The sequence below is a fragment of the Algihabitans albus genome, assembly GCF_003572205.1.
GTDB lineage: Bacteria > Pseudomonadota > Alphaproteobacteria > Kiloniellales > DSM-21159 > Algihabitans > Algihabitans albus.
This window is the reverse complement of sequence record NZ_QXNY01000004.1, coordinates 105770-130353: the sequence shown is the minus strand read 5'-3', so window position 1 is coordinate 130353 and position 24584 is coordinate 105770. Positions and strand designations below refer to the sequence as shown.

General features: G+C 63.3%; 20 protein-coding genes, 1 tRNA gene and 1 pseudogene. 15 read left to right on the top strand and 7 right to left on the bottom strand.

Annotation, left to right across the window (positions count from 1 at the left end; genetic code table 11):
- Positions 1 to 91: 91 nt before the first annotated feature.
- From DBZ32_RS10705 to DBZ32_RS10695, 3 genes are all read right to left on the bottom strand, one after another.
- Complete coding sequence (locus tag DBZ32_RS10705) at positions 92 to 490, bottom strand: response regulator (protein ID WP_208539193.1); 399 nt, start codon at positions 488 to 490, stop codon at positions 92 to 94.
- A gap of 102 nt (positions 491 to 592) precedes the next feature.
- The gene (locus tag DBZ32_RS10700; RefSeq protein ID WP_119167161.1) at positions 593 to 3721 is read right to left on the bottom strand and encodes a PAS domain S-box protein; all 3129 of its coding nucleotides are present in this window, start codon (positions 3719 to 3721) and stop codon (positions 593 to 595) included.
- Positions 3722 to 4237: 516 nt separating this feature from the next.
- The gene (locus tag DBZ32_RS10695) at positions 4238 to 5272 is read right to left on the bottom strand and encodes a MerR family transcriptional regulator (RefSeq protein ID WP_119167160.1); all 1035 of its coding nucleotides are present in this window, start codon (positions 5270 to 5272) and stop codon (positions 4238 to 4240) included.
- A gap of 489 nt (positions 5273 to 5761) precedes the next feature.
- Between DBZ32_RS10695 and DBZ32_RS10690 the strand changes: the two genes are divergently transcribed.
- Positions 5762 to 6556, top strand: a complete 795-nt coding sequence (locus tag DBZ32_RS10690; protein ID WP_119167159.1) for a phytanoyl-CoA dioxygenase family protein — start codon at positions 5762 to 5764, stop codon at positions 6554 to 6556.
- Between the two features lie 151 nt (positions 6557 to 6707).
- Here the strand turns inward: DBZ32_RS10690 and DBZ32_RS10685 are convergent.
- Positions 6708 to 6797, bottom strand: a tRNA-Ser gene (locus tag DBZ32_RS10685).
- Positions 6798 to 6973: 176 nt separating this feature from the next.
- Between DBZ32_RS10685 and DBZ32_RS10680 the strand changes: the two genes are divergently transcribed.
- The 14 genes and pseudogenes from DBZ32_RS10680 (at position 6974) to DBZ32_RS10615 (ending at position 21382) form a co-directional block, all read left to right on the top strand.
- The gene (locus tag DBZ32_RS10680) at positions 6974 to 7999 is read left to right on the top strand and encodes a hypothetical protein (RefSeq protein WP_119167158.1); all 1026 of its coding nucleotides are present in this window, start codon (positions 6974 to 6976) and stop codon (positions 7997 to 7999) included.
- A gap of 281 nt (positions 8000 to 8280) precedes the next feature.
- Positions 8281 to 8586 (top strand): annotated as a pseudogene (rplU, locus tag DBZ32_RS10675) (50S ribosomal protein L21); the annotation flags it as partial.
- Between the two features lie 126 nt (positions 8587 to 8712).
- The gene (gene rpmA / locus DBZ32_RS10670; protein ID WP_119167156.1) at positions 8713 to 8982 is read left to right on the top strand and encodes a 50S ribosomal protein L27; all 270 of its coding nucleotides are present in this window, start codon (positions 8713 to 8715) and stop codon (positions 8980 to 8982) included.
- A 170-nt stretch (positions 8983 to 9152) separates the two neighbouring features.
- A complete protein-coding gene (obgE, locus tag DBZ32_RS10665) occupies positions 9153 to 10211 on the top strand; it encodes a GTPase ObgE (protein ID WP_119167155.1) in 1059 nt (352 codons plus the stop codon).
- Positions 10199 to 11368 (top strand): glutamate 5-kinase, encoded by a 1170-nt coding sequence (gene proB, locus DBZ32_RS10660; protein WP_407923493.1) that lies wholly within the window; start codon positions 10199 to 10201, stop codon positions 11366 to 11368. Before obgE ends, proB begins: the two co-directional genes overlap by 13 nt.
- Before the next feature lie 11 nt (positions 11369 to 11379).
- Positions 11380 to 12660, top strand: coding sequence for a glutamate-5-semialdehyde dehydrogenase (locus DBZ32_RS10655; RefSeq protein ID WP_119167741.1), 1281 nt, complete (start codon positions 11380 to 11382; stop codon positions 12658 to 12660).
- 24 nt (positions 12661 to 12684) lie between these two features.
- Entirely contained in the window at positions 12685 to 13413 is a 729-nt protein-coding gene (locus tag DBZ32_RS10650; protein WP_119167154.1) for a nicotinate-nucleotide adenylyltransferase, read from the top strand.
- Between the two features lie 41 nt (positions 13414 to 13454).
- Positions 13455 to 13850 (top strand): ribosome silencing factor, encoded by a 396-nt coding sequence (rsfS, locus tag DBZ32_RS10645; protein WP_119167153.1) that lies wholly within the window; start codon positions 13455 to 13457, stop codon positions 13848 to 13850.
- A 75-nt stretch (positions 13851 to 13925) separates the two neighbouring features.
- Complete coding sequence (gene rlmH / locus DBZ32_RS10640; protein WP_119167152.1) at positions 13926 to 14396, top strand: 23S rRNA (pseudouridine(1915)-N(3))-methyltransferase RlmH; 471 nt, start codon at positions 13926 to 13928, stop codon at positions 14394 to 14396.
- Positions 14397 to 14462: 66 nt separating this feature from the next.
- Entirely contained in the window at positions 14463 to 15854 is a 1392-nt protein-coding gene (locus DBZ32_RS10635; RefSeq protein WP_119167151.1) for a murein hydrolase activator EnvC family protein, read from the top strand.
- Complete coding sequence (locus DBZ32_RS10630) at positions 15854 to 17137, top strand: S41 family peptidase (protein WP_119167150.1); 1284 nt, start codon at positions 15854 to 15856, stop codon at positions 17135 to 17137. Before DBZ32_RS10635 ends, DBZ32_RS10630 begins: the two co-directional genes overlap by 1 nt.
- A gap of 109 nt (positions 17138 to 17246) precedes the next feature.
- Positions 17247 to 18524, top strand: coding sequence for a divergent polysaccharide deacetylase family protein (locus DBZ32_RS10625; RefSeq protein WP_119167149.1), 1278 nt, complete (start codon positions 17247 to 17249; stop codon positions 18522 to 18524).
- Positions 18525 to 18558: 34 nt separating this feature from the next.
- Complete coding sequence (locus DBZ32_RS10620) at positions 18559 to 19083, top strand: RNA pyrophosphohydrolase (protein WP_119167148.1); 525 nt, start codon at positions 18559 to 18561, stop codon at positions 19081 to 19083.
- A 136-nt stretch (positions 19084 to 19219) separates the two neighbouring features.
- Entirely contained in the window at positions 19220 to 21382 is a 2163-nt protein-coding gene (locus DBZ32_RS10615; RefSeq protein WP_119167147.1) for a hypothetical protein, read from the top strand.
- Positions 21383 to 21494: 112 nt separating this feature from the next.
- On the opposite strand, the gene DBZ32_RS10610 is transcribed toward DBZ32_RS10615, so the two are convergent.
- From DBZ32_RS10610 to atpD, 3 genes are all read right to left on the bottom strand, one after another.
- Positions 21495 to 22328: a ferritin-like domain-containing protein gene (locus DBZ32_RS10610; protein ID WP_119167146.1), complete on the bottom strand. Its 834-nt coding sequence runs from the start codon at positions 22326 to 22328 to the stop codon at positions 21495 to 21497.
- A gap of 255 nt (positions 22329 to 22583) precedes the next feature.
- The gene (locus DBZ32_RS10605; RefSeq protein ID WP_119167145.1) at positions 22584 to 23000 is read right to left on the bottom strand and encodes a F0F1 ATP synthase subunit epsilon; all 417 of its coding nucleotides are present in this window, start codon (positions 22998 to 23000) and stop codon (positions 22584 to 22586) included.
- A gap of 132 nt (positions 23001 to 23132) precedes the next feature.
- Positions 23133 to 24557, bottom strand: a complete 1425-nt coding sequence (gene atpD, locus DBZ32_RS10600; protein WP_119167144.1) for a F0F1 ATP synthase subunit beta — start codon at positions 24555 to 24557, stop codon at positions 23133 to 23135.
- Positions 24558 to 24584: the final 27 nt, after the last annotated feature.

Sequence of the window (24584 nt, the reverse complement as noted above, 5' to 3'; positions counted from 1 at the left end):
CTATCTGGTCTCTTGTGCGTTCAGAGAGCGCTTCACGCCATCAGCGAACCCGCTTCGACCTAACGATAATCGCGTACCGGTCTTCCGAACTTCAGCTTCTGAAGAGATTGGGAATGCGCGCGTCGTGCAGAGGGACAAGGGCCTCGACGGTGTTCGCAAGGTCCTGGAAGCCGATCGGTTTCTGCAACACGCGATTGGCGCCCAACTTGCTTGCATACGCGAGGAAAGACATATCGCGGTTTACGCCGCCGCCGGAGATGGCGACAATCGGAAGGCTGGGATAGAGACTTCGGATTTCGTGGATTGTTTCGATACCATCCTTCTTCGGCATTAGGATGTCGGTGATGATCAGGGCGATATCTGTGAGTTGAAGGGTTGCCATACCGGCGTCGCCATTCTCCGCCTCGCGGACGTTGTATCCCAAGGTTTCAAGCATGTCGCGTAGGGTTTCGCGCAGCGGCCCCTCGTCGTCGATGATGAGAATGGTCATCAGACGAATGCTCCCAAGACAAGATAACCCTCTGTTGATAGAACGCCGTTATTGAGAAATTTGATTTTCGCCGGATTAGTCTCCATAACTGTCCGCACTCCTTTAGATCTGAGATGCGGAAACGACCTTGCCGCGGCGCTGAAATCTCTTTTCATCGAATGCTTGTCTGATTTTGTGGGCCAGTTCCTTGCGTCGATAGGGTTTTGTTACGAGATTCTGCGCAGTCGTAACTTCGCCTTGCCGCAGCACCGCGGCTTCGGCATAGCCCGTTGCATAGACGACGGGCAGGTCGGGTCGCAATTTGCGCGCCGCTTTGCCGACTTGGGTACCGTCCATGCCGCCGGGCATGACGATATCGGTGAAGAGAAGGTCGATCTCGCGATCTTCTTCCAAAATCAAAAGAGCCTGCGGGCCGCTCTCGGCTTCCAAAACCCTATAGCCGAGGTTCCGTAACAAGGAGACGGCGACAGTCCGCACCTCCAACTGATCTTCGACGACAAGAACCGTTTCCTGGCCGCTTTCCAGCTCCGTAGTCTCAAGGATCGAGGTAGGAGCTTCGTCGAGACCGCCGTCTTGGACAGGCAGATAGAGACGTACAGTTGTGCCGACTCCGACCTCGCTATAGACCCGGACGTGGCCTCCCGACTGTTTGATGAATCCGTACACCATGCTTAGGCCGAGGCCGCTGCCCTTGCCGACGTCTTTGGTCGTGAAGAAAGGCTCGAAAACCTTGTCGATCTCGTCGGCGGGAATGCCGTCTCCGTTATCTGTGACGGAAAGAACGACATAGTCTCCCGGTGCCACCTCGCTCTCGCGCGAGGCATAGTCGTCGTCGAGATGGACATGCTCCGTTTCAATCGTCAGCCTGCCGCCCTTCGGCATTGCGTCGCGTGCATTGACGGCAAGATTCAAAATTGCCGATTCGAGCTGGTTGGGATCGCTCCGCACGAGAGGGATCTGCTGGCCGAGGCGGTACTCAAAAGCGATGGACTCGCCGAGGGTGCGTCGCAGCAGAGTCCCTAGCCCCTCGATCAAGGGGTTGGGATCGACAGATTGAGTCTCCAGCGTCTGGCGACGGGAGAAAGCGAGCAGGCGACGATTGAGCTCCGCTCCTCTCTCGACGGCGGCCAACGCCGCCTCGATCCAGCGCTCGGCGTCCTTGTCTTCGGCGACCGACTGTTCCAGCAGTTCCAGGTTGCCCATGACAATACCGAGGAGATTGTTGAAGTCGTGCGCCAGGCCGCCGGTCAGTTGGCCGACCGACTCCATCTTCTGCGCCTGGACAAGTTGCCGCTCGACCACCTTGCGTTTGGTAATGTCGGTGAGAACCTCCATGGAGCGGCTGAAGTCGCCTGCTTCGTCGTACTCGGCGACGGCCGACGAAAGGATGTCCAGCACTTCGCCGGATTTCGTGACGATCTGATACTCCAGGTCCTTGCAGGCGCCGGTTCGCAGTAACTCCGGCAGGGCTTGGGCTGTGGCCCGATACGCCGACTCCGGAGTCATGAAGTTGGTCGCCTGCTTCCCGACAACCTCGTCTCTGCTGTAACCGAGTTTCTCCAGCCAGAAATCGCTGACACTGAGAAGACGTCCCTCCGCGTCGATGGAGTGAAGCATGACCGGCGTTCGGGTATAGAGCGACCGATAGCGCTCCTCGCCTGCGCGCAATTGTTCCTCGGCTAGTTTTTCGGCGGTGATGTCGGAGGTGGCGATGAACACGAAGCGCCTCCCGGTATCCGGGTCGGTGTAGGGAACCTTGTCGGTCCGCACCCAGCCTCGCTCACCGTCTCGCGGTACGTATTCCTCGATGATGCCTAGCTTTGGCGTGCCGGAGCGGATGATCTCCAGATCGTCGTCGTGGTAGCTCTTAGCCATCTCGGGGAAGAGGTCGAAGCTGTCCGCGCCTTCGGCCTCTTCGACCGTCATCCCCATGGAACGCGCGGCAGGTTCGTTAAGCCGCAGAATGCGGTTCGCGTCGTCCTTGTAGAAGATCCGGGTCGGGACGTGGTTGAAGATGAGTTCAAGCTCGTTTTTCTTCGAGCGCAGCTCGTTCTCGGCGCGTTTCCGGTCGGTAATATCCATGGCCATCGCGACCAGGCCTTTGACCCGACCGTTTTCGTCGAGATCCGGAAGATAGAGACCATGGATATCGCGTGTCACGCCGTCCGGGTAGGCCATGGTCGTTTCGAAGGTCGACTGAACTCCCTGACGCGCACTCTCGATGTAGCTCTCAATGCGTCCGAAGCTTTCGTCGCCCATAACTTCGGATATCGAGCGGCCTATGATCTGCTGCCGAGGTTGTGCGAACCAATCGACGCCCGTCTGGTTGATGAAGCGATAGCGTAGATCCAGATCCTCGTAGACGATCAGGACAGGCAAGTTGTCGGTGATGAGACGCAGATGGGCTTCGCGCTGCCGAAGTTCTGCCGTTGCTGTCCGGATGGCGGCTTCGAGCGCCTGCTCGGCCTCTTTGCGCTCTGTGATGTCGGTGTAGAGGCCGACGATACTGTCGGGCAGCCCATCGGTTGTGCGCTTCAGTCTCAGTTGATCCAGCATCCAACGGTAAGAACCGTCGGCGTGTCGGAAGCGATACTCCTGTTCGTCGTAGTCTTTCTCCAACAGTTCGGGAAGCCTGGCCGCGGCTCTATCTCGGTCGTCGGGATGGATCATCCTGCTCCAGAAGTCGGAGTCTCCGATGAAGTCTTCCGGTCTGTAGCCGGTCTGGTTTTCGATGCTCGGATCGACCTGGACGATGGCGAGTCCATCTCGGACCTTGGCGCTGTAGAACGCGCCGCCTGCCGAAGAAATCAGAAAGTCCAGATCTTCCGTGTTGCTGCGAAGCTCCTCTTCCATTCGGATGCGCGCCCGCAGGTGTCGACCCGTTTCTCTCCATCGCCGCCATCCGAACCAAGCGCTTACAACGCAGAGCACCGGCACGACGATGATCAGTTCGTCCAGCTCCCAGTCCTCATGCTGACGGGAGAGCTCGTAGAGCATTTCGAAGGCGTCTAGCGCTATCAGGCCTGCCGTCGCGAGACAGGCAACGGCGAAGGCGCCGATCAGGTCATAGACCCACGGTTCGACTCGACCGCGCGTCATTTGTGCAAGGCTGTGGGAAGGAACAAGATGAGTCGTCGCCCAGCGGGTCCGGCTATCCTTGCGATCCATGTCGGTTCGATCCGACGCGAGCGGCGTTTCGCCGGGTTTGTCGTGTTCGCTGGCGGTCTTCATGCTGCTGCCTCGCCATCGAGGTATTGCTTCCGATTGGAAGCGACGTCGGTGAGGCAGCGCAGGGCCGATACGGCCTCGTTATGTTGACGGGCGAAGTGAGATGTCATGGCGACCACGGCGGAACGGTTGAGTCGCAAGGGTATCTCCCTTGGGCAGGCCACAGCCCGCAGGCGATGGTTAAAACTAGATTGCGTCTGTTAAGGTTGCATTAAAAATCGTATATTCATTGATATACCTACATTAATGGCCGATATCTTACTTTGGCTTCGAATATAAATCGGGTGCGGAAAAAGAAAAATTCGTCTTTTGACTGTGCAGATCTCAAAAAATTCTATGTGAAATGGTATTTTTGCGAAAACGGCGTGCGGATCTTGCGGATCGCCAGCAGCCTGGGAGACAGCGGTCACTATCGACGGCCTGCATTGGCGGTTTCGGCGGCTCTCGAAGAGCTTGAGGCAAAGTTCGGTCGTTCGGACGGCCCCGGAACGGCAGGGCCTCAAGCCCTCTTTCGATCGATCAAACCGCTTCTGGCCGCCAGGCAACGACTCCGTCTGTCCGCGCCCGGACCTCGGGTGATGCCAGACAGGTGGCCACGGCCTCATAGCCCGGACTGCCTGGGTAGGGTTGGACGTAGACGGGGTAACTGTGGTTGGCGGGACAGAGAATGATCGTCTCCTTGGCACCCACGGTCTCCAAGTCCAGGATCGCGCTCGAGCGGGTGATCAGGAAGAGTGGACGCTCCCCGGGTCCTCGCCGTCGAAGATGCGCGATCACTGCTTGTTGAGCGGCTTCTTTGAGTCCCTGTTCGATCATGTCGACGACCAGGACGGTCGGGCCTTCGGCCTCCAGTCCTGCGACGAGGGCAATCAGGGCGTCGGTCATGTCGGCGCCGTCTTCGACGAGCCAAGCGAGAGTCTGATCGATCCGCGACCCGAGCAGCGGGTCGGCGCCGACCTGCCGTCGTAGCTCGGTTCCACTCTTGGCTAGACGCTCCAGACCGAGAAACGCGGCCTTGGGCAGTGCTTCGGCCAAGCGTTTCGCGAACCTGGTCTTACCGCTTCCGAGCGGGCCGATGATGCAGGTCAGCGGCCGAATGTGGCGGAGTTCGAATTGCTCACCTCCCCAGGGCCAGGGAAGGTCGAACGTCACCACAAGCTCGCCCGCCGACGCCAGCAATTCTGTCAGTTCACCCGCAGTGGGTACCCGGCCGCCCGGAAGCTGCCGCAGCAATCCCCGGATCTTCTCCAGCGTACCTGCGAGCTGGCGCATCTGAGATTCGAGTGTTGCCTCATGTGCGGCCAGGGCCTGCCCGAGGCCTTCGGGATCGCTCTTCAACACGCGCGCAACCTGGGCGAGGCTGAAGCCGAGCGCGCGAAGCGCGACGATCTCGGCGGCGCGGCTCATGTCGTCGGGACCGTAGGCCCGCCATCCCGCCGCGCTGCGAAGCGGGATGATCAAGCCGTGCTGTTCGTAGAGCCGCAGAGCCTTGGTCGACACGCCAAGGCGCTTGGCCGCTTCCGACGGCATCAGGAATTGGGCGGACGCGTTCATCACGAATCACCTCGCTGTGGGACGACGGCTCATCTTATCGGGGCGGCCGCAGGGGCCGGGTCAACCGGATTTTCGCGCTGACGGCGATCTGACCGTCTCGGATCTGCCTCGGAATCGCTCCGGAGGACTCGGTTCGGGCGCCTCTGACGTCATTGCTTCGGTCGAGGGCTTTCGGCGGTTTTGGCGTGGAGGACGATCCTCCGCGCCACCCCCCGCCAACAGCGGGATTTCGGAGCACAAACAAACGTCGGCAAACGACGATAACCGTTTACTGAGGAAAGTTAGGGGTGCAATCGACGGGGAGTGATTGGCTCTGCGAGATAAAGGTGCGAACTATGATTTCGCTGTAGCGCCAAGACACCAAGGGAAGGCGCCGGGGTCAGCTCCAAGCCCTTCGAGAGTATCGTTCGGATGCAGCGCTTGTTTGGCTTGGTTGTCGGCTGGCGGCGAGCGTAGTTTATCTTCGATAGAAATCCTGAGGAGATCGAAATGCACCGTCTCGTCACACAGGACCATATCGACACATTCCAGCGTGATGGCGTTGTCTTGGTGAAAGGTCTGTTCGCCAATTTCATTTCTGAAGTCCGCGACGGTATTGAAGCAAATATGGCGGAGCCCGGCCCCTATGCCGCCGAGAATCTGAAGTCCGGCGATGGCGGGCGCTTTTTTGACGATTATTGCAATTGGACGCGCATCCCAGAATTCGAAAAGGTCATAACGAATTCTCCAGCGGCGGAGGTCGCCGCGGATCTGATGCAATCAAAATCCGTGCAGATATTTCATGAGCATGTATTGGTTAAGGAGCCGGGAATCACCAAACCCACACCATGGCACCAGGATCAGCCGTACTATTTTGTCGGCGGTGCTCAGAACGTCTCCTTCTGGTCGCCTATGGATCCCGTCAGGGAAGCATCCCTGCGATGTGTCGCAGGCTCTCATAAATGGGAAAAACCCGTACTGCCAACCCGTTGGTTGAACGACGACAACTTCTATGTCGATGACGAAATCTACATGCCGGTGCCAGACCCGGATGCGGAAGCGATGGATATACGAGAGTGGGAAATGGAGCCTGGCGATGCGGTTGCTTTCAATTTCGGCATTCTCCATGGAGCGCGGGGCAACACTTCGGCACATCGGCGCCGTGCTTTCTCGCTGAGACTGTTGGGAGACGATGCGCGATACGTCGAACGTCTCGGCCCGACGTCACCGCCGTTTCCGGATCATGGGATGACGGCAGGCGATAAACTGCGTGAAGACTGGTTTCCGGTGATTTACGGAGAATGAGATCGACTTTGGAGCCACACTAACCCGCTATCCGCATTCTTCCCCAGCCTGGCCTTCGGTTTTGACGTATCGCGTGAACTGGATAGCGACCCTGCGTCCTCTAAACGGACGTTTGCGGAGGCGTCGTTTCCTGTCCTGCGATGAAGACGAATGGCGGAGAGAGAGGGATTCGAACCCTCGGTGCGCTCACACGCACAACGGTTTTCGAGACCGTCCCGTTCAACCACTCCGGCACCTCTCCACTGAGGGACTCGCCTCGGCCTCTGCCGGTTGCGGCAGATCGTCGGTCGGGACGGCCCTTTCCACGGCGAGTGGCCCCGCGGAAGATCGGTTATCTAAAGTGCCTCTTCCACGAACGCAAGCGTGGCCAGAGGTCTGGCGTTCAACTGCCGCTGTCTTTCGTGCGATCCTCCGTACATGATCGTCGAGACCCCCACAAACCCTCGGGCCGAGATCCCGCAGCTTCATCTGCCTGGTCACGACTGGGCGGCCAGGCTGCTGGCGGCCGAGCGCGACCGCGCGATGACCTTGCTGAAGCAGGGCGTTCGCCGTTGGCCGACCTTCGTGGTCCGTGCGGCCGATGCCTTGTCGCGGCGCTGGCTGGCGCGCGGCGGCAACCCCTATCTTGCCGAGATCGATGGCTTGGCCGACGCGATCGGGCGGCCGGGCGGCTACTTCCTCAACATCAATCACGAATGGGGCTGCACCACCCGGGCTGCGCCGGCGGCGGATGGAGAGGCGGCGCAGCTCCTGCGCGTGCTCGACTGGCCCAACGACGGTCTGGGCCGGCAAGTGGTGGCCGCGCACTTGGAAGGACCGGCCGGTCCTTGGACGAACCTGACCTGGCCGGGTTTTGCCGGGGTCATCCAGGCGCAAGCCCCCGGCCGTTTCGCCGCCGCCTTCAATCAGGCGCCGCTGCGTCGGGTGACGGGGCTTCTGCCCTTGGACTGGATCGCCGCGCGCCGCCGCTGGTGGGGCAACGACGGTTTGCCGCCGGCGCACCTGCTGCGTCGTGCCTTCGAAACCTGCGGCAGCTATTCGGAGGCCAAGGAGCTTCTGTCGAGCGCCGCGCTGGCCCTGCCGGCGATCTTCGTCTTGGCAGGCTTGGCTCCGGAGGAAACCTGCGTGATCGAGCGCCTGGAGATCGACGTTCAAGTGCGCGAAGGCCAGGATTGCGGTGGGGCCTGTGCCGCCAACCATTTCAAGGCTTTTCCCGGCCGCTGGCGCCCGCGTGGCGCGGAAAGTGCCGAACGTGCCGCCGCCTTGGCGAACTGGCGTGAGAGGTCCTGCGATGAAACTGAGGGGACTCTGGCTTTTCTCGTTCCGCCCGTCCTCAATCCCACGACGCGCTTGGCCTTGCTGGCGGAGCCGCACAGCGGCAAGTTGCTGGTCCAGGGGTTCGAACGCAACGGGCCTGCGACCGAGGTGCTCCGCTCGGGGTGATGCCTTGGAGCCCGCCGCTGCATTCGAGTTCGGTCCAGACATCGCGTTCGCCGGTATCGAAGCGCGAGGCGAACCTCCGCGATAGGGATCGCGCCCGAGGTCTGCTGTCGAACCCAGAAACAGGCCACTGCAGAGGCGGAAATCCCTGCCAAAACCCTGGCCGGCTGCGCAGTCTGTCCCTTGACAGCCGCGCACCCATCCCTATAGTCCCGGCCTTCGCGCGCGGCCTCGACGTCAGCGCGCGTTCCCTACTGATGAGCTTTAGCCGAAGAGCGCAAACGATGTTCGCAGTCATCAAGACGGGCGGCAAGCAGTACCGGGTCGCCAAAGACGACCGCTTGACCGTCGAGAAGCTGTCCGCCGAGCCCGGCGAGACCGTCACCCTGGACGAGGTGCTTATGGTCGGTGGCGACCAGGGTACCACCCTGGGTGCACCGCGCATCGAGGGCGCCAGTGTGACCGCGACGGTGGTCGAACAGACCCGTGGCGAGAAGCTGATCGTCTTCAAGAAGCGCCGCCGCAAGCACTCGCGCACGAAGAACGGTCATCGCCAGCAACTGACGGTGCTGCAGGTCACCGACATCGCGCTGGACGGCAAGACGCCGAAGAAGGCGGCGGCAAAGAAGAAAGCCGAAAGCGCCGAAGCTCCCGTGGAGGCTTCGGTCGAGACCGCTGGCACAGCCGGCGAAGAAGCAAAAGCGGAGTAGAATCCCATGGCACATAAAAAGGCAGGGGGCAGCTCGCGCAACGGGCGCGATACGGCCGGTCGGCGCCTGGGCGTCAAGAAGTTCGGCGGCGAGCAGGTGCTTGCCGGAAACATCATCGTGCGCCAGCGTGGCACCAAGTGGCGGCCGGGCAGCAATGTGGGCCTCGGCAAGGATCACACGATCTTCGCGCTGATCGAAGGCAAGGTTTCCTTCGCCAAGAGGGCCGGCAACCGTACGTACGTTTCGGTCGATCCCTTGCCGGAGGCCGCGGAGTAGGCGCGCCGCCGTCGCACGCGACCGAGCCGGTAGGGTTCGAAGATCACGGACGGGGGAGTGCAGGGTCGCTCCCCCGTTTTCTTTTTGGGCCGTGAATGCTCTTTCGGAACTGACCGGTCTCGAACAGTCTCCCCAGCCTTAAACAGTCTCAAGAGACAGCCGGACCGGTCATGAAGTTCCTCGACCAAGCCAAGATCTACGTGAAGGCCGGCGACGGCGGTAACGGAGCCTGCTCCTTCCGCCGCGAGAAGTATGTCGAGTTCGGCGGGCCGGATGGCGGCAACGGCGGCAAAGGTGGCGACGTGGTTGTCGAAGCGGTGGAGGGGCTCAACACCCTGATCGACTTCCGCTACCGCCAGCACTTCAAGGCGCGGCGCGGCGCCAACGGCATGGGCCGCGATCGGACCGGCGCCGGCGGCGAGCCTCTGGTGATCCAAGTGCCGGTCGGCACGCAGGTTTTCGACGAGGACAAGGACTTCCTGCTGGCCGACCTGACGGAAATCGGCCAGCGTGTGCCCCTGGCCCACGGCGGCCGGGGCGGCCTAGGCAACGCCGCCTTCAAGTCCTCGACCAATCGCGCTCCGCGCCGGTCGGATCCCGGTCAGCCGGGCGAAGAACTCTGGGTTTGGCTCCGCCTGAAGCTGATCGCCGATGCGGGATTGATCGGTCTGCCCAATGCCGGCAAGTCGACCTTCCTCTCCCGGGTCTCGCGGGCCCGGCCGAAAATCGCTGACTACCCTTTCACGACCTTGCACCCCAACCTCGGTGTGGTGGGGGCCGGCGAGGAAGAATTCGTCCTGGCCGACATCCCCGGCCTGATCGAAGGCGCGCACGATGGGGCGGGTTTGGGCACCCGTTTCCTCGGCCATATCGAGCGGTGCCGCGTGCTGTTGCACCTGATCGACGGTACTCAGGACGATCCCGTCGAAGCTTGGCATACCGTCCGGACGGAACTGGCCGGATATGGAGCCGATCTCGATCAGAAGCCGGAAATTCTGGTGCTCAACAAGGTGGATGCCTTGACGGCCGAGGCCCTGAAGGAGCGTGCGGCGGTTCTGGAGGCGGCGACCGGGGTCAAGCCAATCCTCTGTTCGGGGGTCAGCGGCGAGGGCCGGCAGGCGGTGCTGGCCGCGGTGATCGAGCAGATCCAGAAGGCCCGCGTGCTCGCCGCCGAGCAGACGGAAAACGAGGGACGGGAGGAGACCGCGGAGGAAGGTTGGCGGCCGTGACCGAGCTGCCCCGTGACGCCGCCGGAGGGCCCTCGCTCGAGCAGGCGCGCCGGCTGGTCGTAAAGATCGGCTCCGCCTTGCTGGTCGATCAGACCAGCGGCGAAATCCGTCGCGATTGGTTGGCGGCACTGGCGGAAGATTTGGTCGCGCTGCGCCGGCGCGGCTGCGAGGTGCTGGTGGTTTCCTCGGGTGCTATCGCGGTCGGCCGGCCCGCTCTCGGCTTGGCCAGAGGCAAGCTCAAACTGGAGCAGCAGCAGGCGGCGGCGGCCACTGGCCAAATCCTCTTGGCACATGCTTACCAGGCCGCCCTGCAGCCCCATGGAGTTACGGTCTCACAGGTGCTGTTGACCCTCGCCGATACCGAGGAGCGGCGGCGCCACCTCAACGCCCGCGCGACCTTGACGACTCTGCTGCGACTCAAGGCAATGCCGGTGATCAACGAGAACGACACCGTGGCAACGTCCGAAATCCGCTTCGGGGACAACGACCGCCTGGGTGCGCGCGTTGCCGCCATGATCAATGCCGACACGCTGGTCCTGCTCTCGGATATCGACGGGCTCTACAGCGGTGATCCCCGGCGCGACAGCGGTGCCGAGCATCTGCCCCAGGTCGAGCGCATCACGCCGGAAATCGAGGCCATGGCGGGCGCGGCGCCGGCCGGCTATTCCTCCGGCGGGATGATCACCAAGTTGGCGGCGGCCAAGGTCGCCGTCGATGCCGGCTGTCGTATGGCGATTGCCTCCGGACGGGTGCTGCATCCTCTGCGCGCCTTGGCCGAAGGCGCCCGCTGCACTTGGTTCCTGACTCAGATGAGTCCGCGCGCGGCACGTAAGCAGTGGATCGCCGGAACCCTGCAGCCGGCCGGAAGCGTCACCGTGGACGCCGGAGCCTTGGCCGCTCTGCAGGCCGGCAAGTCGCTTCTGCCGGCTGGCGTGACGGCCGTTGAGGGCCGGTTCCAACGCGGCGATGCCGTGTTGGTGGTCGGGCCCGACGGCGAAGAGGTCGCACGCGGCCTCTCGGCCTACGACGCCGAGGCGGCGCGGCGCATAGCGGGCCAGAAGAGCGGAGACATCGAAACCCTGCTGGGCTACCGTGGACGGGAAGAACTGATCCATCGCGACGATCTCGTCGTCACCCGGGTCGTTACGCAGTCGTAATGAGTGCAGCCATGAACGCCGAAGCCGCCTTCAAGGACACGTTGGAAGCCGACATGCTGGCGATCGGCTCCGCAGCCCGCGAGGCTGCGTCGCTTCTCGCGACTGCGTCGGCGGAGACCAAGCAGGTTGCCCTGCGCGCTGCCGCCGCAGCTTTGCGTGAGGACCTCTCGACACTCCTCGCGGCCAACCGTCAGGACATGGCGGCGGCTCGAGCCCGCGACCTGACTCCGGCTCTCCTCGACCGGCTTGAGCTGACCGAAGCACGCGTCGAGGCGATGGCCGGGGGCGTCGAAGCGATCGCGGCGCAGCCCGATCCCGTGGGCCGGGTCCTGGCCGATTGGGAGCGGCCGAATGGCTTGGTCATCGAGCGGGTGGCCGTTCCGCTGGGTGTCGTTGGGATTGTCTACGAGAGCCGGCCCAACGTCACCGCCGACGCCGGCGCGCTCTGCCTCAAGGCAGGTAATGCCGCGATCCTGCGTGGCGGCTCGGAATCCTTCCACTCATCGGGCGCGATTCTTGCCGCTCTGCACAGAGGTCTGGCGGCGGCAGGCCTGCCCGAAGCTTGTTTGCAGCGTCCGCCCAGCACAGACCGTGCCGCCGTCGGGCATCTGCTGCGGATGCACGACTATGTCGATGTGATCGTGCCGCGGGGCGGTCGCGGTCTGATCGAGCGCGTCATGCGGGAGGCAACGGTGCCGGTGTTGGCGCACCTGGACGGCAACTGTCACACCTATATCCATGCCGCTGCGGACCCTTCGAAAGCTCGGGCCATCGCGGTCAACGCCAAGATGCGACGCACCGGTATTTGCGGGGCGACCGAAACGCTGTTGATCGACCGTGAGGTGGCGGAACGCCTGCTGCCGCCGATCCTGGAGGCTCTGGCGGAGCGCGGCTGCGAACTGCGGGGCGATGCCGCCGTGCAGGCTCTGGATGGCCGCGTCCTTCCTGCGAAAGCGGCCGACTGGGACACGGAATTCCTGGCGCCGATTCTGGCGATCAAGACGGTGGAGGACCTGGAGGCCGCGATCGATCACGTCAATCGCCATGGGTCCCATCACACCGACGCCATCGTCACTGAAGATGCGGCGGTAGCCGAGACCTTCCTGAATCGTGTCGATTCGGCAATCGTCATGCACAACGCTTCGACCCAGTTCGCGGATGGCGGGGAGTTTGGCATGGGCGCCGAGATCGGCATTTCCACTGGTCGACTGCACGCCCGCGGCCCGGTCGGCGCTAATGAACTGACGATCTATAAGTATCGTCTGCACGGCCAAGGCCAGATTCGGCCGTAGGATTCGGGTTTTCAGCCGGTTGCCATGGTGTTCTCCCGGCTGCGGCCGCCCCCTTTCGTCACCCGGCGTCGCCTCGCTGCGGAGTTGGGCGGATGGCTGCCCCCGCCCGGTGCGCGAATCGGTCTGCTCGGCGGCTCGTTCAACCCGGCGCACGTCGGTCATCTGCACATCTCGCAGCAGGCTCTGAAACGCTTGCAACTCGACGAGGTCTGGTGGCTGGTCAGTCCCCAGAACCCCTTGAAATCGCAGGCAGGTATGGCTCGTTTGGGCGATCGCTTGGCGCAAGCGAAGCAGCTGGCGCGGCACCCGCGGCTGCGGATCACGGCCTTGGAGCGATTGCTCCCCGGCACGCTGACGGCGGACACCTTGCGTGCCCTGGTTCACTGGTTTCCGGGCACCCGATTTGCCTGGCTGATGGGGGCGGATAACCTCGGACAAATCGACCGCTGGGCTGCCTGGCAAGAAATTTTTCACACTGTCGGCGTTGCGGTTCTAGACCGTCCCGCTTATTCTTTTACACCTGTGGCCGGGAAGGCCGCGCGGCGATTTGTCCGCGCCCGCATTCCGGAGAGGAGCGCCGGAAGGCTGGTTTTGGCATCGCCTCCGGCATGGACGTTTCTCCATATTCCCAAGTCCGCGCTCTCGGCCACGGCGTTGAGGGCTCGCGCGCCGTCGGCAATCCCGGAAGACGGGATGGACAAAAGCGGGCCGCGCGGCGACCAGGATGAAGCAGTGGTCGCCACAGAAAGGTGAGGGTGTAAGCCATACTCGACCGCAGCGCGACGCAAAGCGTCATGGAGCGGTCGGCCGAACCTGCGGCCGGCCACCCCGGCGATAGCCGATATCTGGTCGAACTCGTTCAATCCTCGCTCGACGACGACAAGGCAGAAGACATCGTCGTCATTGACCTGGCAGGCAGGTCGTCCATCGCCGATTACATGGTTGTCGCCAGCGGTCGCTCGACCCGCCAGGTGGGTGCAATCGCCGAGAAGCTGCGCGAGCGGCTGAAGGCGGCGGGCTACGGCCATGTCTCGATCGAGGGGCAACGGACCTGCGACTGGGTCGTGATCGATGCCTTGGACGTGGTCGTGCATATCTTCCGACCCGAGGTCCGCGACTTCTACAATCTCGAAAAGATGTGGATGACGCCGGCTGCGGGCGGGCCGAGGGCGCAGGCCGCCAACGCCTGACGCCTGCCCGGCGGAGTGCCGTCCGGGTGGGGGATCTGCCAAGCGGGCGGCCGTAGGGCCGGAGCGAGGATGGGGATGCGATCTGTGCTGGCGGCCGTCGGCCGCCTGAAGCCGGGTCCTATGCGTGACCTCTATGCGGACTACGCCGGTCGCCTCGGCCGCGGTCCACTCGGTCCGCTGGAACTCCGTGAGGTAGAGGCGCGTCGCCCGCTGCCGTCTTCTGAACGGATGCTGCGCGAAGCCGAACTGCTGCGCGCCGCGCTGCCCGAGGGAGCCGTGCGCGTCGCCTTGGACGAGCGCGGCAGATCTCTGGACAGCGATGCCTTCGCCCAACACCTTGGCGGCTGGATCGAAGACGGACGCCGCGTCGTCGGCTTTTGGATCGGCGGCGCCGATGGGCTACACGCCGATTTGCGCGCGGAAGCGGATCTCCTTCTTTCCTTTGGGAGCATGACTTGGCCACACCTTCTCGTTCGTATTCTGTTGGCAGAGCAGCTCTATCGGGCCGGAACGATCCTAACCGGTCATCCCTACCATAGGGCGTGAGCGTCAATGTCTGTGTGGTCTCCCGCTGCCGCAATTCCGACGCAACTCTGCGACAGGCTTTCCTGTGTGCTGCAAGTCCTCCTTAGTCTGCTTCTAGGCTCCAGTCTCTTCGCCGCTTCGGCCCTGGCCCAAGAAACAGCCCGAGAGGCGGTGCCGCAGGTCGAGCGGTTGGAAGAGCTGCAGCGCGAGATCGAGGCGGGCGAGGCGGCCGAGAGCGCGGCTCAGGCCCGTGCCGCATCACTGCAAGAGGAGGTCGAGCGCTTGCGCCGCGACTCCATCGCCGCCGCAGCGCGGGCTCAGGAGCTGGAAAGGCAGCTTTCGGTCGCGGAGATCGCCGTGGCCTTTCGGCGTGCTGCGGAACTGCGCCAGCGTGCACGTCTTGCCGAGCGGAACGTTCAGTTGACGGTGACCCTCGCGGCGCTCCAGCGGATGGCATTGCAGCCCTCGGAAATGCTGCTGGCCTCGCCAGGAGGAGCGCTGGAAACGGCGCGCACCGCTCTCTTGTTGTCGGCCACCGTTCCGGAGCTGGAACGGCGTGCCTCGGAGGTGCGGCGGGATCTGGACCGTTTGGCGGCCTTGACCGAGGCGACGTCGGGAGAAAGAGACGCCCTGGCGTTCACACGCGACGCTTTGACTGTGGAGCGGGCGAGCATCGAAGACTTGGCCGGGCAGAAGCTGGTCTTGCAGCAGGAGGCGCTGACGGCCGGCACCGAGGCGGCCTTGCGGGTTCAGCGTCTGGCGGAGGAGGTCGAGGACCTTCAAGAGCTTGTGGAGCGCCTGGCGGCCGAGGCGCAGGAGCGCCGCGGACGCGAGACCGAGGCGGCAATGGCGGCTCTGGTTCGGGCTGAAGAACTGCGCCGCAGTCGGCGCTCCGCGCCGGACGTGCAATCGGTCGAGTCGGACGCCGAACCTGCCGCCGAACCGCCTGCCGAGATCGACCTGGCCCGCGAGACCGGTCCCGACGAAGCTTCGTTGCCGCCGCCCCTGGTCGCCAGCTTGCCGCAATCGCCTTTGGTCCGGCCGGGAAGTGTCCGCCCGTTTCCCGACGTTCAGAGCAGTCTGCGGCTACCGGTGGCCGGTCACGTTGCTGTCAATTTCGGCGAGGAATTGGCAGGCGGCATCGACGCCCGTGCCCGTGGGATCTATATGGAGTCCAGGCCTAGAGCGCAGGTGGTGGCGCCTTTCGACGGGCAAGTGGCCTTCGCAGGGCCCTTTCGGCGTTACGGGCTGCTGTTGATCATCGAGCACGACGGGCGATACCATAGCCTGCTGTCTGGGCTGGAGCGGATCGATGCCGTTGTGGGTCAATGGGTTCTGGCCGGGGAGCCCATCGGTATGATGGGTGGCCAAGATGGCAGCGTAGGGGCATCCCGTCTCTACTACGAGCTGCGGCGCGACAGCCAACCGATCAATCCCCTGCCGTGGTTGGCGATGGACGAAGAGAGAGCGAGAGGCTGATGCGCTTTGCGAAAACGGCGGTTGCGGCCGCCATCTGTGCGGCCGTCCTGTTGCCGACGGGGGCCAAGGCCCAGAACGGCGACGACGAAGAGATCTTTCGACAGTTAAAGGTCTTCGCTGACGTCTTCGAACGCGTCCGGGCCGAGTACGTCGAGGAGGTCAGCGACGAGACGCTGATCGAAGCGGCGATCCAAGGCATGTTGAGCGATCTCGATCCCCACTCGAGCTATTTGGATGCCGATAGCTTCAACGACATGCAGGTGCAGACCCGGGGCGAGTTCGGTGGGCTCGGCATCGAGGTGACGATGGAGAACGGGCTGGTCCGGGTGGTCTCGCCGATCGACGATACACCGGCCTTCCGCGCCGGCGTCGAGGCGGGCGATCTGATCACCCATCTGGACGGCGAGCCCGTGATGGGCCTTGAGCTTTCCGAGGCCGTGGACATGATGCGCGGGCCCGTCGGGACGTCGCTGACGATCACGGTGCGCCGGGGCGAGGAAGAGCCCTTCGACATCTCCATCGAGCGCGACATCATTACCGTGCAGTCCGTTCGCTCGCGTCAGGAAGGCAACATCGGCTACGTCCGCGTGACCGCCTTCAACGAGCAAACGACATCCGGGGTGGAAGAAGCCATTGCGGAGTTCGAAGAAGAGCTCGGCGAGAACTTCGGCGGTATCGTCCTGGATCTCCGCAACAATCCGGGTGGGCTCTTGGATCAGGCCGTGTCCGTCTCCGACGCCTTTCTGGAGCGCGGCGAGATCGTCTCGACCCGTGGCCGCTACGAAGAAGACTCCAGCCGATACAATGCGCGCTCGGGCGATCTCGTCGACGGTCTTCCGATCGTGGTGCTGATCAACGGCGGTTCCGCTTCAGCCTCGGAGATCGTGGCCGGTGCACTGCAGGATCATCGCCGGGCTATCGTCATGGGAACGAAGTCCTTCGGCAAGGGCTCGGTGCAGACAGTCATGCCGCTCGGTAGCGCCGGTGCCATGCGTCTGACCACGGCGCGCTACTACACCCCGAGTGGACGCTCGATACAGGCCAAGGGCATCGATCCCGATATCCTGGTGGAGCGCGCGCGCCTGGAGACGATCGATGGGCCAGCCGGCCGCAGCGAGGCGGATTTGCGCGGCAGCCTGGAAGCGGAAGAGGCACCCGTCGAAGAGTCCGGACCTCAGGCCGAGAACGCTCCGCAGGATCAGGCCCTCGAAGACTATCAGTTGGCGCGCGCCCTCGATCTCTTGCGCGGTCTGGTTTTGTATAGCCAGCGCACCGTAAACTGATCGGACTGCGCCGTTGAGGCGCACCTGATCGGATCGAGGCAGCACTCACCAGGTGGCTCTTGGACGGAAACTAGGAGGACGCGGCGGTCCGATAGGTCCATCGCGTCAGGTGATCGGTTCGGCTGCCGGCAAGGAATCGCGCCGTAGCGTTGCCAGCCTTGCCTTGCTGTCGGCTTGGATGTTGCTTGCCGTCTTGCTGGCCGCCGCCGCGGCCTATGTCTATTGGCCCGAACTCGAGCCCCAGATTGCGGTTTTGACGGAGACGACGCCGGCCGGCGAGGAGTTGGCCGAGGTCGATGTGGAGCCCAGCCCGCCGGTTCCGCCCATCACCGACGCGGCGACCGAAGGTCAGGAAACGACGGCGTCGGACGAGTTGGGATCGGAGCTGGACCTGGCGGGGCCGCAGTCAGCGCCGTTACCTGAACTCGAGTCGGAGGCCGCGCCCACACCTCCGGGCGACCGCGAGTCCGGTGAGTCGGAACTGCGCACGGCGCGCCAGCCGCCTGCCGGAGAGGTCGCCGAGACCGGCAGCATGGCTGCGGAGCCATCCAGCGAAAACCGGGCCGGCGGTCCTCAGGCGGTTCCACCGGCGCAGGAGACGCAAACGGCGGCTCTGCCCGCGGCTCCGGAGGCCACACCTCCTGCGCCCGCGCCGCCCGTCGTGCCGGCCTGGCAGCGCTTCGCCCGGTCTTTCATTCCACCGGACGAGCGGCCGCTGATCGCCATCGTAATCACCGGCCTGGGTCTCAACGGCCCGCGCACCCTGCAGGCGATCGAACAGCTACCGCCGGAGATTTCGCTGTCTTTCTCACCCTACGCCAAGCAGACAGAAGAGTTCATGCGGACAGCGCGTGCCTTCGGCCATGAGGTGCTGATCGATTTGCCGATGGAGCCGGCAACGCGCGACGATCCCGGCACCATGGCGCTCCTGACCAGCGCCCGGCCTGACGACAATCTGGAGCGTCTCGGTTTGGTTTTGGGCCGTGGACGGGACTACGTCGGCGTGGTCGGGACGCTCGGGTCGCGCTTCGTTGGAGATACGCAGGCTTTGACGCCGGTTCTGAGCGAGCTTGGCCGCCGAGGCCTGCTGTACGTCGACAATCGCCCGGTCGATACGCCTCATGCGGCGCGGCTGGCCGTGACCTTGGGTTTGCCGGTGGCGATCAACGATCGCAGTCTGGATGCGCGAATGGCGGCCACTCCGGCCGTCGATGCCAGCCTGGCGCAGGTGGAGCGGATCGCGCGCGAGCGCGGCACCGCCGTTGCCCTGGGGCAGCCGAACCCCACGACGCTCGCATTCCTGGTGGAATGGGCGAGAACGCTCCCCGGCAAGGGGCTGGCCTTGGCACCGGTCACGGCGGTGGCGAACAGTCAGTCGCCCCAGTGAACGCGGCAGTAAGTGCGCCAGTGAAGGAGGCGATATGAGCCGAAGCGATACGGTTTACGGCCCGGGCGCATCGGGCCCTCTGCCTTCCGCCGAACAGGCGGCGGCTCTGCCGTTCCGCCTGGGTGTGGGCGCAGTGTTGTTCAATCGAGAGCGCAAGGTTTTCGCGGCTCAACGTGCCGACATGGCTAATGCGGCTTGGCAGATGCCCCAGGGCGGCATCGACAAAGGCGAAGACCCAGAGGCCGCGGTCTTCCGCGAGTTGGAAGAGGAGACCGGAACCGCCAACGCCCGCTTGATCGCCGAAAGCCGCGACTGGCTGACCTACGACCTGCCTTTGGACCTGGTGCCGAAGCTCTGGAAAGGCCGCTATCGGGGGCAGAAACAGAAGTGGTACGCCCTGGAATTCCTTGGGACCGATGCGGAGTTCGACATCTTCGGCCCTCACGCCGAGTTCAAGGCCTGGAAGTGGGCGGAATTCAAGGAACTACCGGCCTTGATCGTTCCTTTCAAGCGCGATCTCTACCGGCGCATTCTTGAGGAATTCCGGCACTTGTCGTGATCAAGCGCGCTGAGGCGACGGAGATTTTCCGCGGCGCGCGCGTTCCGTTCTTCAAGCTCCCCCTGCCGACTGGTCGGCCTTGGAATTCATGTTATGATTGAATTCAAAGTCATGCATATATTCGAGGGGCGAGATTATGAGCACGACGGCGAAGAGCGACATCGACGTTCAGTTGAAGGCGTTAGCCGGCGCCGGTGACTTCACGGCCTCATCCGACTTATCGGCTGCGGACTCGGGAACGCCGGATTACTTGGTGCCGAAGATGCGCCAATACGCGATCGGCGAAACGGCTCAGTACCAAACGGTTCATATCGCGCGTTTCGCGCAAGATAGGACGGCGTCGGCGATCGCCGAGCCGCTCGATCCCTTCTCCGCCGAGTCGCCGCTGCTTGGGACCGAACCGGCGGAGGGGGTCCTGCTCACCCACCGCCAGGGTTGGCAGCAGATCGGCCTGGCCCTGGGCGAGCTTTTGCACTCGCTTTGTCTGGCGCCCGGCGAGGCGACGCGAATCGCCGTCGTCGACTGGCGGCGTCAGTCGCAGAGCAGCGGCGAGGAAGATATCGCCGAGGACGAGCGGCTGAGCCGCGAGGACGAGCAGAACCGTGCGGTTTCCGAGGTACAAAAGGCCGTCGCTGCCGAAAACCAGATTGGCAGTTCCTTGACACGCGTCAGCAGCAAGGCCCGGCAGCGCGGACGCTCCGGGTCGTTCTTCGGCCTGCTCGGCGGGTCATCCGGGAGCGCCAGCAGCCTGTCCAGCAGTTCCTCGGTGTCCTTCAGCGCGGGCAAGCGCGAGTTGGCGTCCGAGGCCAACCAGAAAATTCATCACCGCACGCGCGAGGTGGCGGAGGCCGTACGTTCGCGGCGCGCCAGTTTGGTGCAGGAGGTTAGTGAGCGCGAAAGCGAGACCGTCACGACCAGGGTGGTCGCCAACTACAACCACATGCACGCGCTCACCGTGATGTACTTCGAACTCCTCCAGGTCTTCAGTCTCGTCACAGAAGCGATCAAGGCCGAACGGCTGATCTTTTTGCCTCTCAAGTTGGTCGAGTTCGACGCAACAAGCATCAAACGGCACCGCGAAACCTTGATCGAGATCGCCACGGATTTCGAGCTCGAGGACCTTCGGAAGCTGCTGCTGCTGCGCGGCGATGCGGCGGAGAAGAAGGGAGAGTCGACCAGCCAGGTTCTTCAGGAGGAGATCGCTGCGCTGCGGTCGGAAATCCCGGATCTGGAGGCAGCGGCGCGTGCTGTGAGGAAAGAGTCGGATCTGACGGCTATCGAAATTCAAGAAATATCAGAAGAAATTTCCCGATTTAAAAGTAAATACGGACTGCATGGTGGCGTTTATCATGCGTCTCCTTTTGCCGAATCCGAACAAAATGACAAAAGAGTGGAGAGAAAGCGCGAATTAGAACGAAAAATTAAGAAGGAAATTGATAAATATACAAAAATAGAAAATCAGGTGGCGCAATACAAAACCCGCCTTGCCGAACTTGAAGGGCTGCTGTTGGTCGAACAGCAGGATCGTCTCGCGGCAGGCCTAAATCGCGAGCAGCTCTTCTTCAACCAGCAGATCTGGATGCGGTTGGACGACCATCGAGTCTACGGGATGGTTGCCGGGCGGAGCTACGATAACAAGCCTCTGGCCGGCCGGCTCGACCCGAAGCCGGTGGCGGTTTTCGGCAACTACGTGGCTTTCCGTCTGCGTTTCGCGGATGAGGAGGCGCCGGCGCAACAGGCCTTCGAGGACTCCTACCTCAGTGGCGGTCAGTTCGAGAGCCAAAGTTCGACCATCTCCCTGCCCTCCGGCGGCATCTTCGCCGAAGCGGTATTGGGCGAAGCCAACAGTGCCGAGGAGATCGATCTGAACCGCTTCTGGAACTGGAGCGACTCGCCGATCCCGATCTTACCGCCGGAAATCGGGCCGGTCGCGACCGGGACCCGCGCCGCCGCGGAACAGGCCGTTCCGGGCCAGTTGGCGGCGCCCGCGGTTCAGCTCCAGGGAGCCGCTGGGCTGCCGGACCCCACCGGCAGCGGCACCTTGCTGCAGATGTTGGCCGCCGGTCAGCTTTTTCGGGACATGAGCGGTCTGGCCGGCGGTCAAACCGCCGCTGGCGAAGCGGGTAGCGGGACGGGTCAGGGCGCGTCCGACGCGGCCGCCCAGGCCAACGCCGCCAACAAGGCCTATCTCGACTTTGTTCAAGGTCTGGCCGAAACAGGCGGTAAGCTGCTGACGGCGAACAATTCGACGGTACTTGGCGGACTTTTGAAGCTCAAGAAACCTGCCGAGAGCGAGTAAAAGGGCCAGGGCCGATCGTGATCGGATTGATCTGGCCTAGGTCCGAGTCGCGAGCGCGACTCGACGACGCTCGGTCGAGTCTTTCAGCCATTCCATGCACTCGCAATTCGCTCTAGGCGGCGAGAGCTCCGCTGCGCATCAGACGCCGGTGACGGTGCTGCATGATACGATAGGCCAGCCCTGCGAACCAGGAGACGGCGCGGCTTTGAGGATTCAGACCGGCCGCCTTCCAGGTCATCGCGGTGGCCATTTCGACTCGCGGTAACCGGTAGTAGCCGTAGGCGCGGCCCATGTAGGCGTTGGACCATTTGCGCAGGTCGTAAGGCTCTCCGGCTTCCGAGTTCGCGGCCCAGAAGGCGCAGGCCAGTTCGTCGTCCTCCGTCTCGTGCATGCGGCTCAGCGCGATCAGGAAACGCTTCGACCTGCCGATGTTCTCCGCCTCCAGGTAGCGGCGCAAGAAGGAGTAGAAGAGCTTGTAGTGGCGCAGCTCGTCGGCCGCGATGCGCCTGCAGATATCCTGGAGAAGCGGCTCTTCGGTTACGTCGGCGATTGAGCCGTAAAAGCTGGAGGTCCCGACTTCGACGATGCAGCGGGCGACCAGCTCGCCGCAGCGCGAGCCGCGCACCGACTCGGTAGCCTCCATCGGCAGGCGGAAGCCGTCGAGAAAGCGCGCGAAAGCCTCGTCGAAATCGAAATCGGGATCCGCGAGTTGCGCCCACCTGCCGAGTGCTTCGCCGTGCTGAACCTCTTCGCGCGCCCAGCGCTGCGCCTCCGCGCAGAACTCGCTGTCCTCCGGGAACACGTTGCACAGATAGGTGGCGTAATCGCCGCCATTGTATTCGACCAGGCTGGCGGCCTTGACGACCTTTACCGTGTCCGCGTCGACCTTGCTTGGGTCAAAGCGGTCCCACTGCACGTCGTCGAGCGTCCAGTGCTTGGCTGACATATCCCTTCGTGCCCTCTGCTTCAGCTGCGTGCGTCAAGAATGCCCGGTGCTGAGCCTGGCGTTCGTTTTTGATGCGACTGCCGTATAGCGAGAACGGCAGCACACGGCCCTCATTTTGGTAGCGTGTTATCCGGCTGCAAGGTTTATACGTTTAGATGCGCGTAAAATCGCCGAATCACATAAGAGACACAAGCGCTTACATGAAATGCGGGCGACTTTGTGGTCGCCCGCAATGCCCCGAATGGAAGCTGTCGGTCAGGCAGAATCGAAAGCCTGCAGCATACCCTCGTAGCGGGTGATTCGACGTTCCAGGGCTTGGCGTTCCGCGTCCGAAGCCGCATCCGACAGGTCTTCACGGGCATCCTTGAGCTGCTGCTCGGTTGCGCTCCGATCGATTTCACCAACCGGGACGGCTTGTTCAGCCAGGACCGTGCAGCGTTCCGGGGTCACCTCGGCGAAGCCACCGTCGACAAAGATTCGCTCACTGATATCACGGCGATTCTGACGGTAGACCGAGATCACACCGGTCCGGAGGGAGGAGATCAGCGGTGCGTGGCGTGGTAGCACGCCAAAGTCGCCCTCCGCACCGGGCACGACCACCATCTCGACCTTCTCGGACAGCAGAAGCTTCTCCGGAGAGACCAGCTCGAATTCCACCTGTTCGGCCGCCATGAAGTGCGCTCCCTACCTGTCGTTTCGTGAGCCCCTGGAGCAAATTCACGGTCTGCTCCGACATAGCGATGAGAGGCGGTGTCACGATCCACCTCCGATCGCTCAAGCGATCGGGGTTGGGCTGATCCGGCTCTAGGCCGCCTCGGCCGCCAGCTTCTTCGCTTTCTCGACCGCTTCCTCGATGGTTCCCACCATGTAGAAGGCCGCCTCGGGCAGATGGTCGTACTCGCCGTCCACCAGGCCCTTAAAGCCCTTGATGGTGTCCTCGAGCTTGACCTGGATGCCGGGAGTGCCGGTGAAGACCTCGGCGACATCGAAGGGCTGGGACAGAAAGCGCTGGATCTTGCGGGCCCGCGAAACCGTCAGTTTGTCTTCTTCCGATAGCTCGTCCATGCCCAGGATCGCGATGATGTCCTGCAGCGACTTGTAGCCTTGCAGGGTCTCCTGGACGCGGCGCGCCACGTTATAATGCTCTTCACCGACCACGCCCGGCTCCAGGATGCGGCTTGTGGAGTCGAGCGGATCGACCGCCGGGTAGATACCCAACTCGGAGATCGCGCGGCTCAGCACCGTTGTGGCGTCCAAGTGCGAGAAGGAGGTCGCCGGCGCCGGGTCGGTCAAGTCGTCGGCCGGCACGTAGATGGCCTGAACCGACGTGATCGAGCCCTTGTTGGTGGTGGTAATGCGCTCCTGCAGGGCGCCCATGTCGGTGGCCAGGGTTGGCTGGTAGCCCACCGCGGAGGGGATGCGGCCGAGCAGGGCCGAAACCTCTGAACCCGCCTGGGTGAAGCGGAAGATGTTGTCGACGAAGAACAGCACGTCCTGACCTTCCTCGTCGCGGAAGTATTCCGCCAGGGTCAGTCCGGAGAGCGCCACGCGGGCACGGGCACCCGGCGGCTCGTTCATCTGGCCGTAAACCAGCGCCACCTTCGAGTCGCCGCCCTCCAGGTCGATCACGCCGGCGTCCATCATCTCGTGATAGAGGTCGTTGCCCTCGCGGGTGCGTTCGCCGACACCGGCGAAAACCGAGTAGCCACCGTGAGTCTTCGCGATGTTGTTAATCAACTCCTGGATCAGCACCGTCTTGCCCACACCGGCGCCGCCGAAAAGGCCGATCTTGCCGCCGCGGGAGTAAGGCGCCAGAAGGTCGACGACCTTGATGCCGGTGACCAGGATCTCGGCCTCGGTCGACTGCTCGGCAAAGCTGGGTGCGGACCGGTGGATCGGCGCGCTCTGCTTGGCCTCCACCGGGCCGCGCTCGTCAATCGGTTCACCGATCACGTTCAGAATGCGGCCGAGGGTCTCGGGGCCGACCGGCATGGTGATCGGGCCGCCGCTGTCCTTCACGACCTGGCCGCGGACCAGGCCCTCGGTGCTGTCCATCGCGATCGTGCGGACCTCGCTCTCCCCCAGGTGCTGCGCCACCTCGAGAACGAGTCGGTTGCCGTTGTTGTCGCACTCCAGCGCGTTCAGGATCGGCGGCAGATCGCCTTCGAACTGCACGTCCACCACCGGACCCATCACCTGGGTGATCTTGCCCACCAGATTCTTGGCCATCGAACTTCTGCTCCCTGGCGTTTCGCC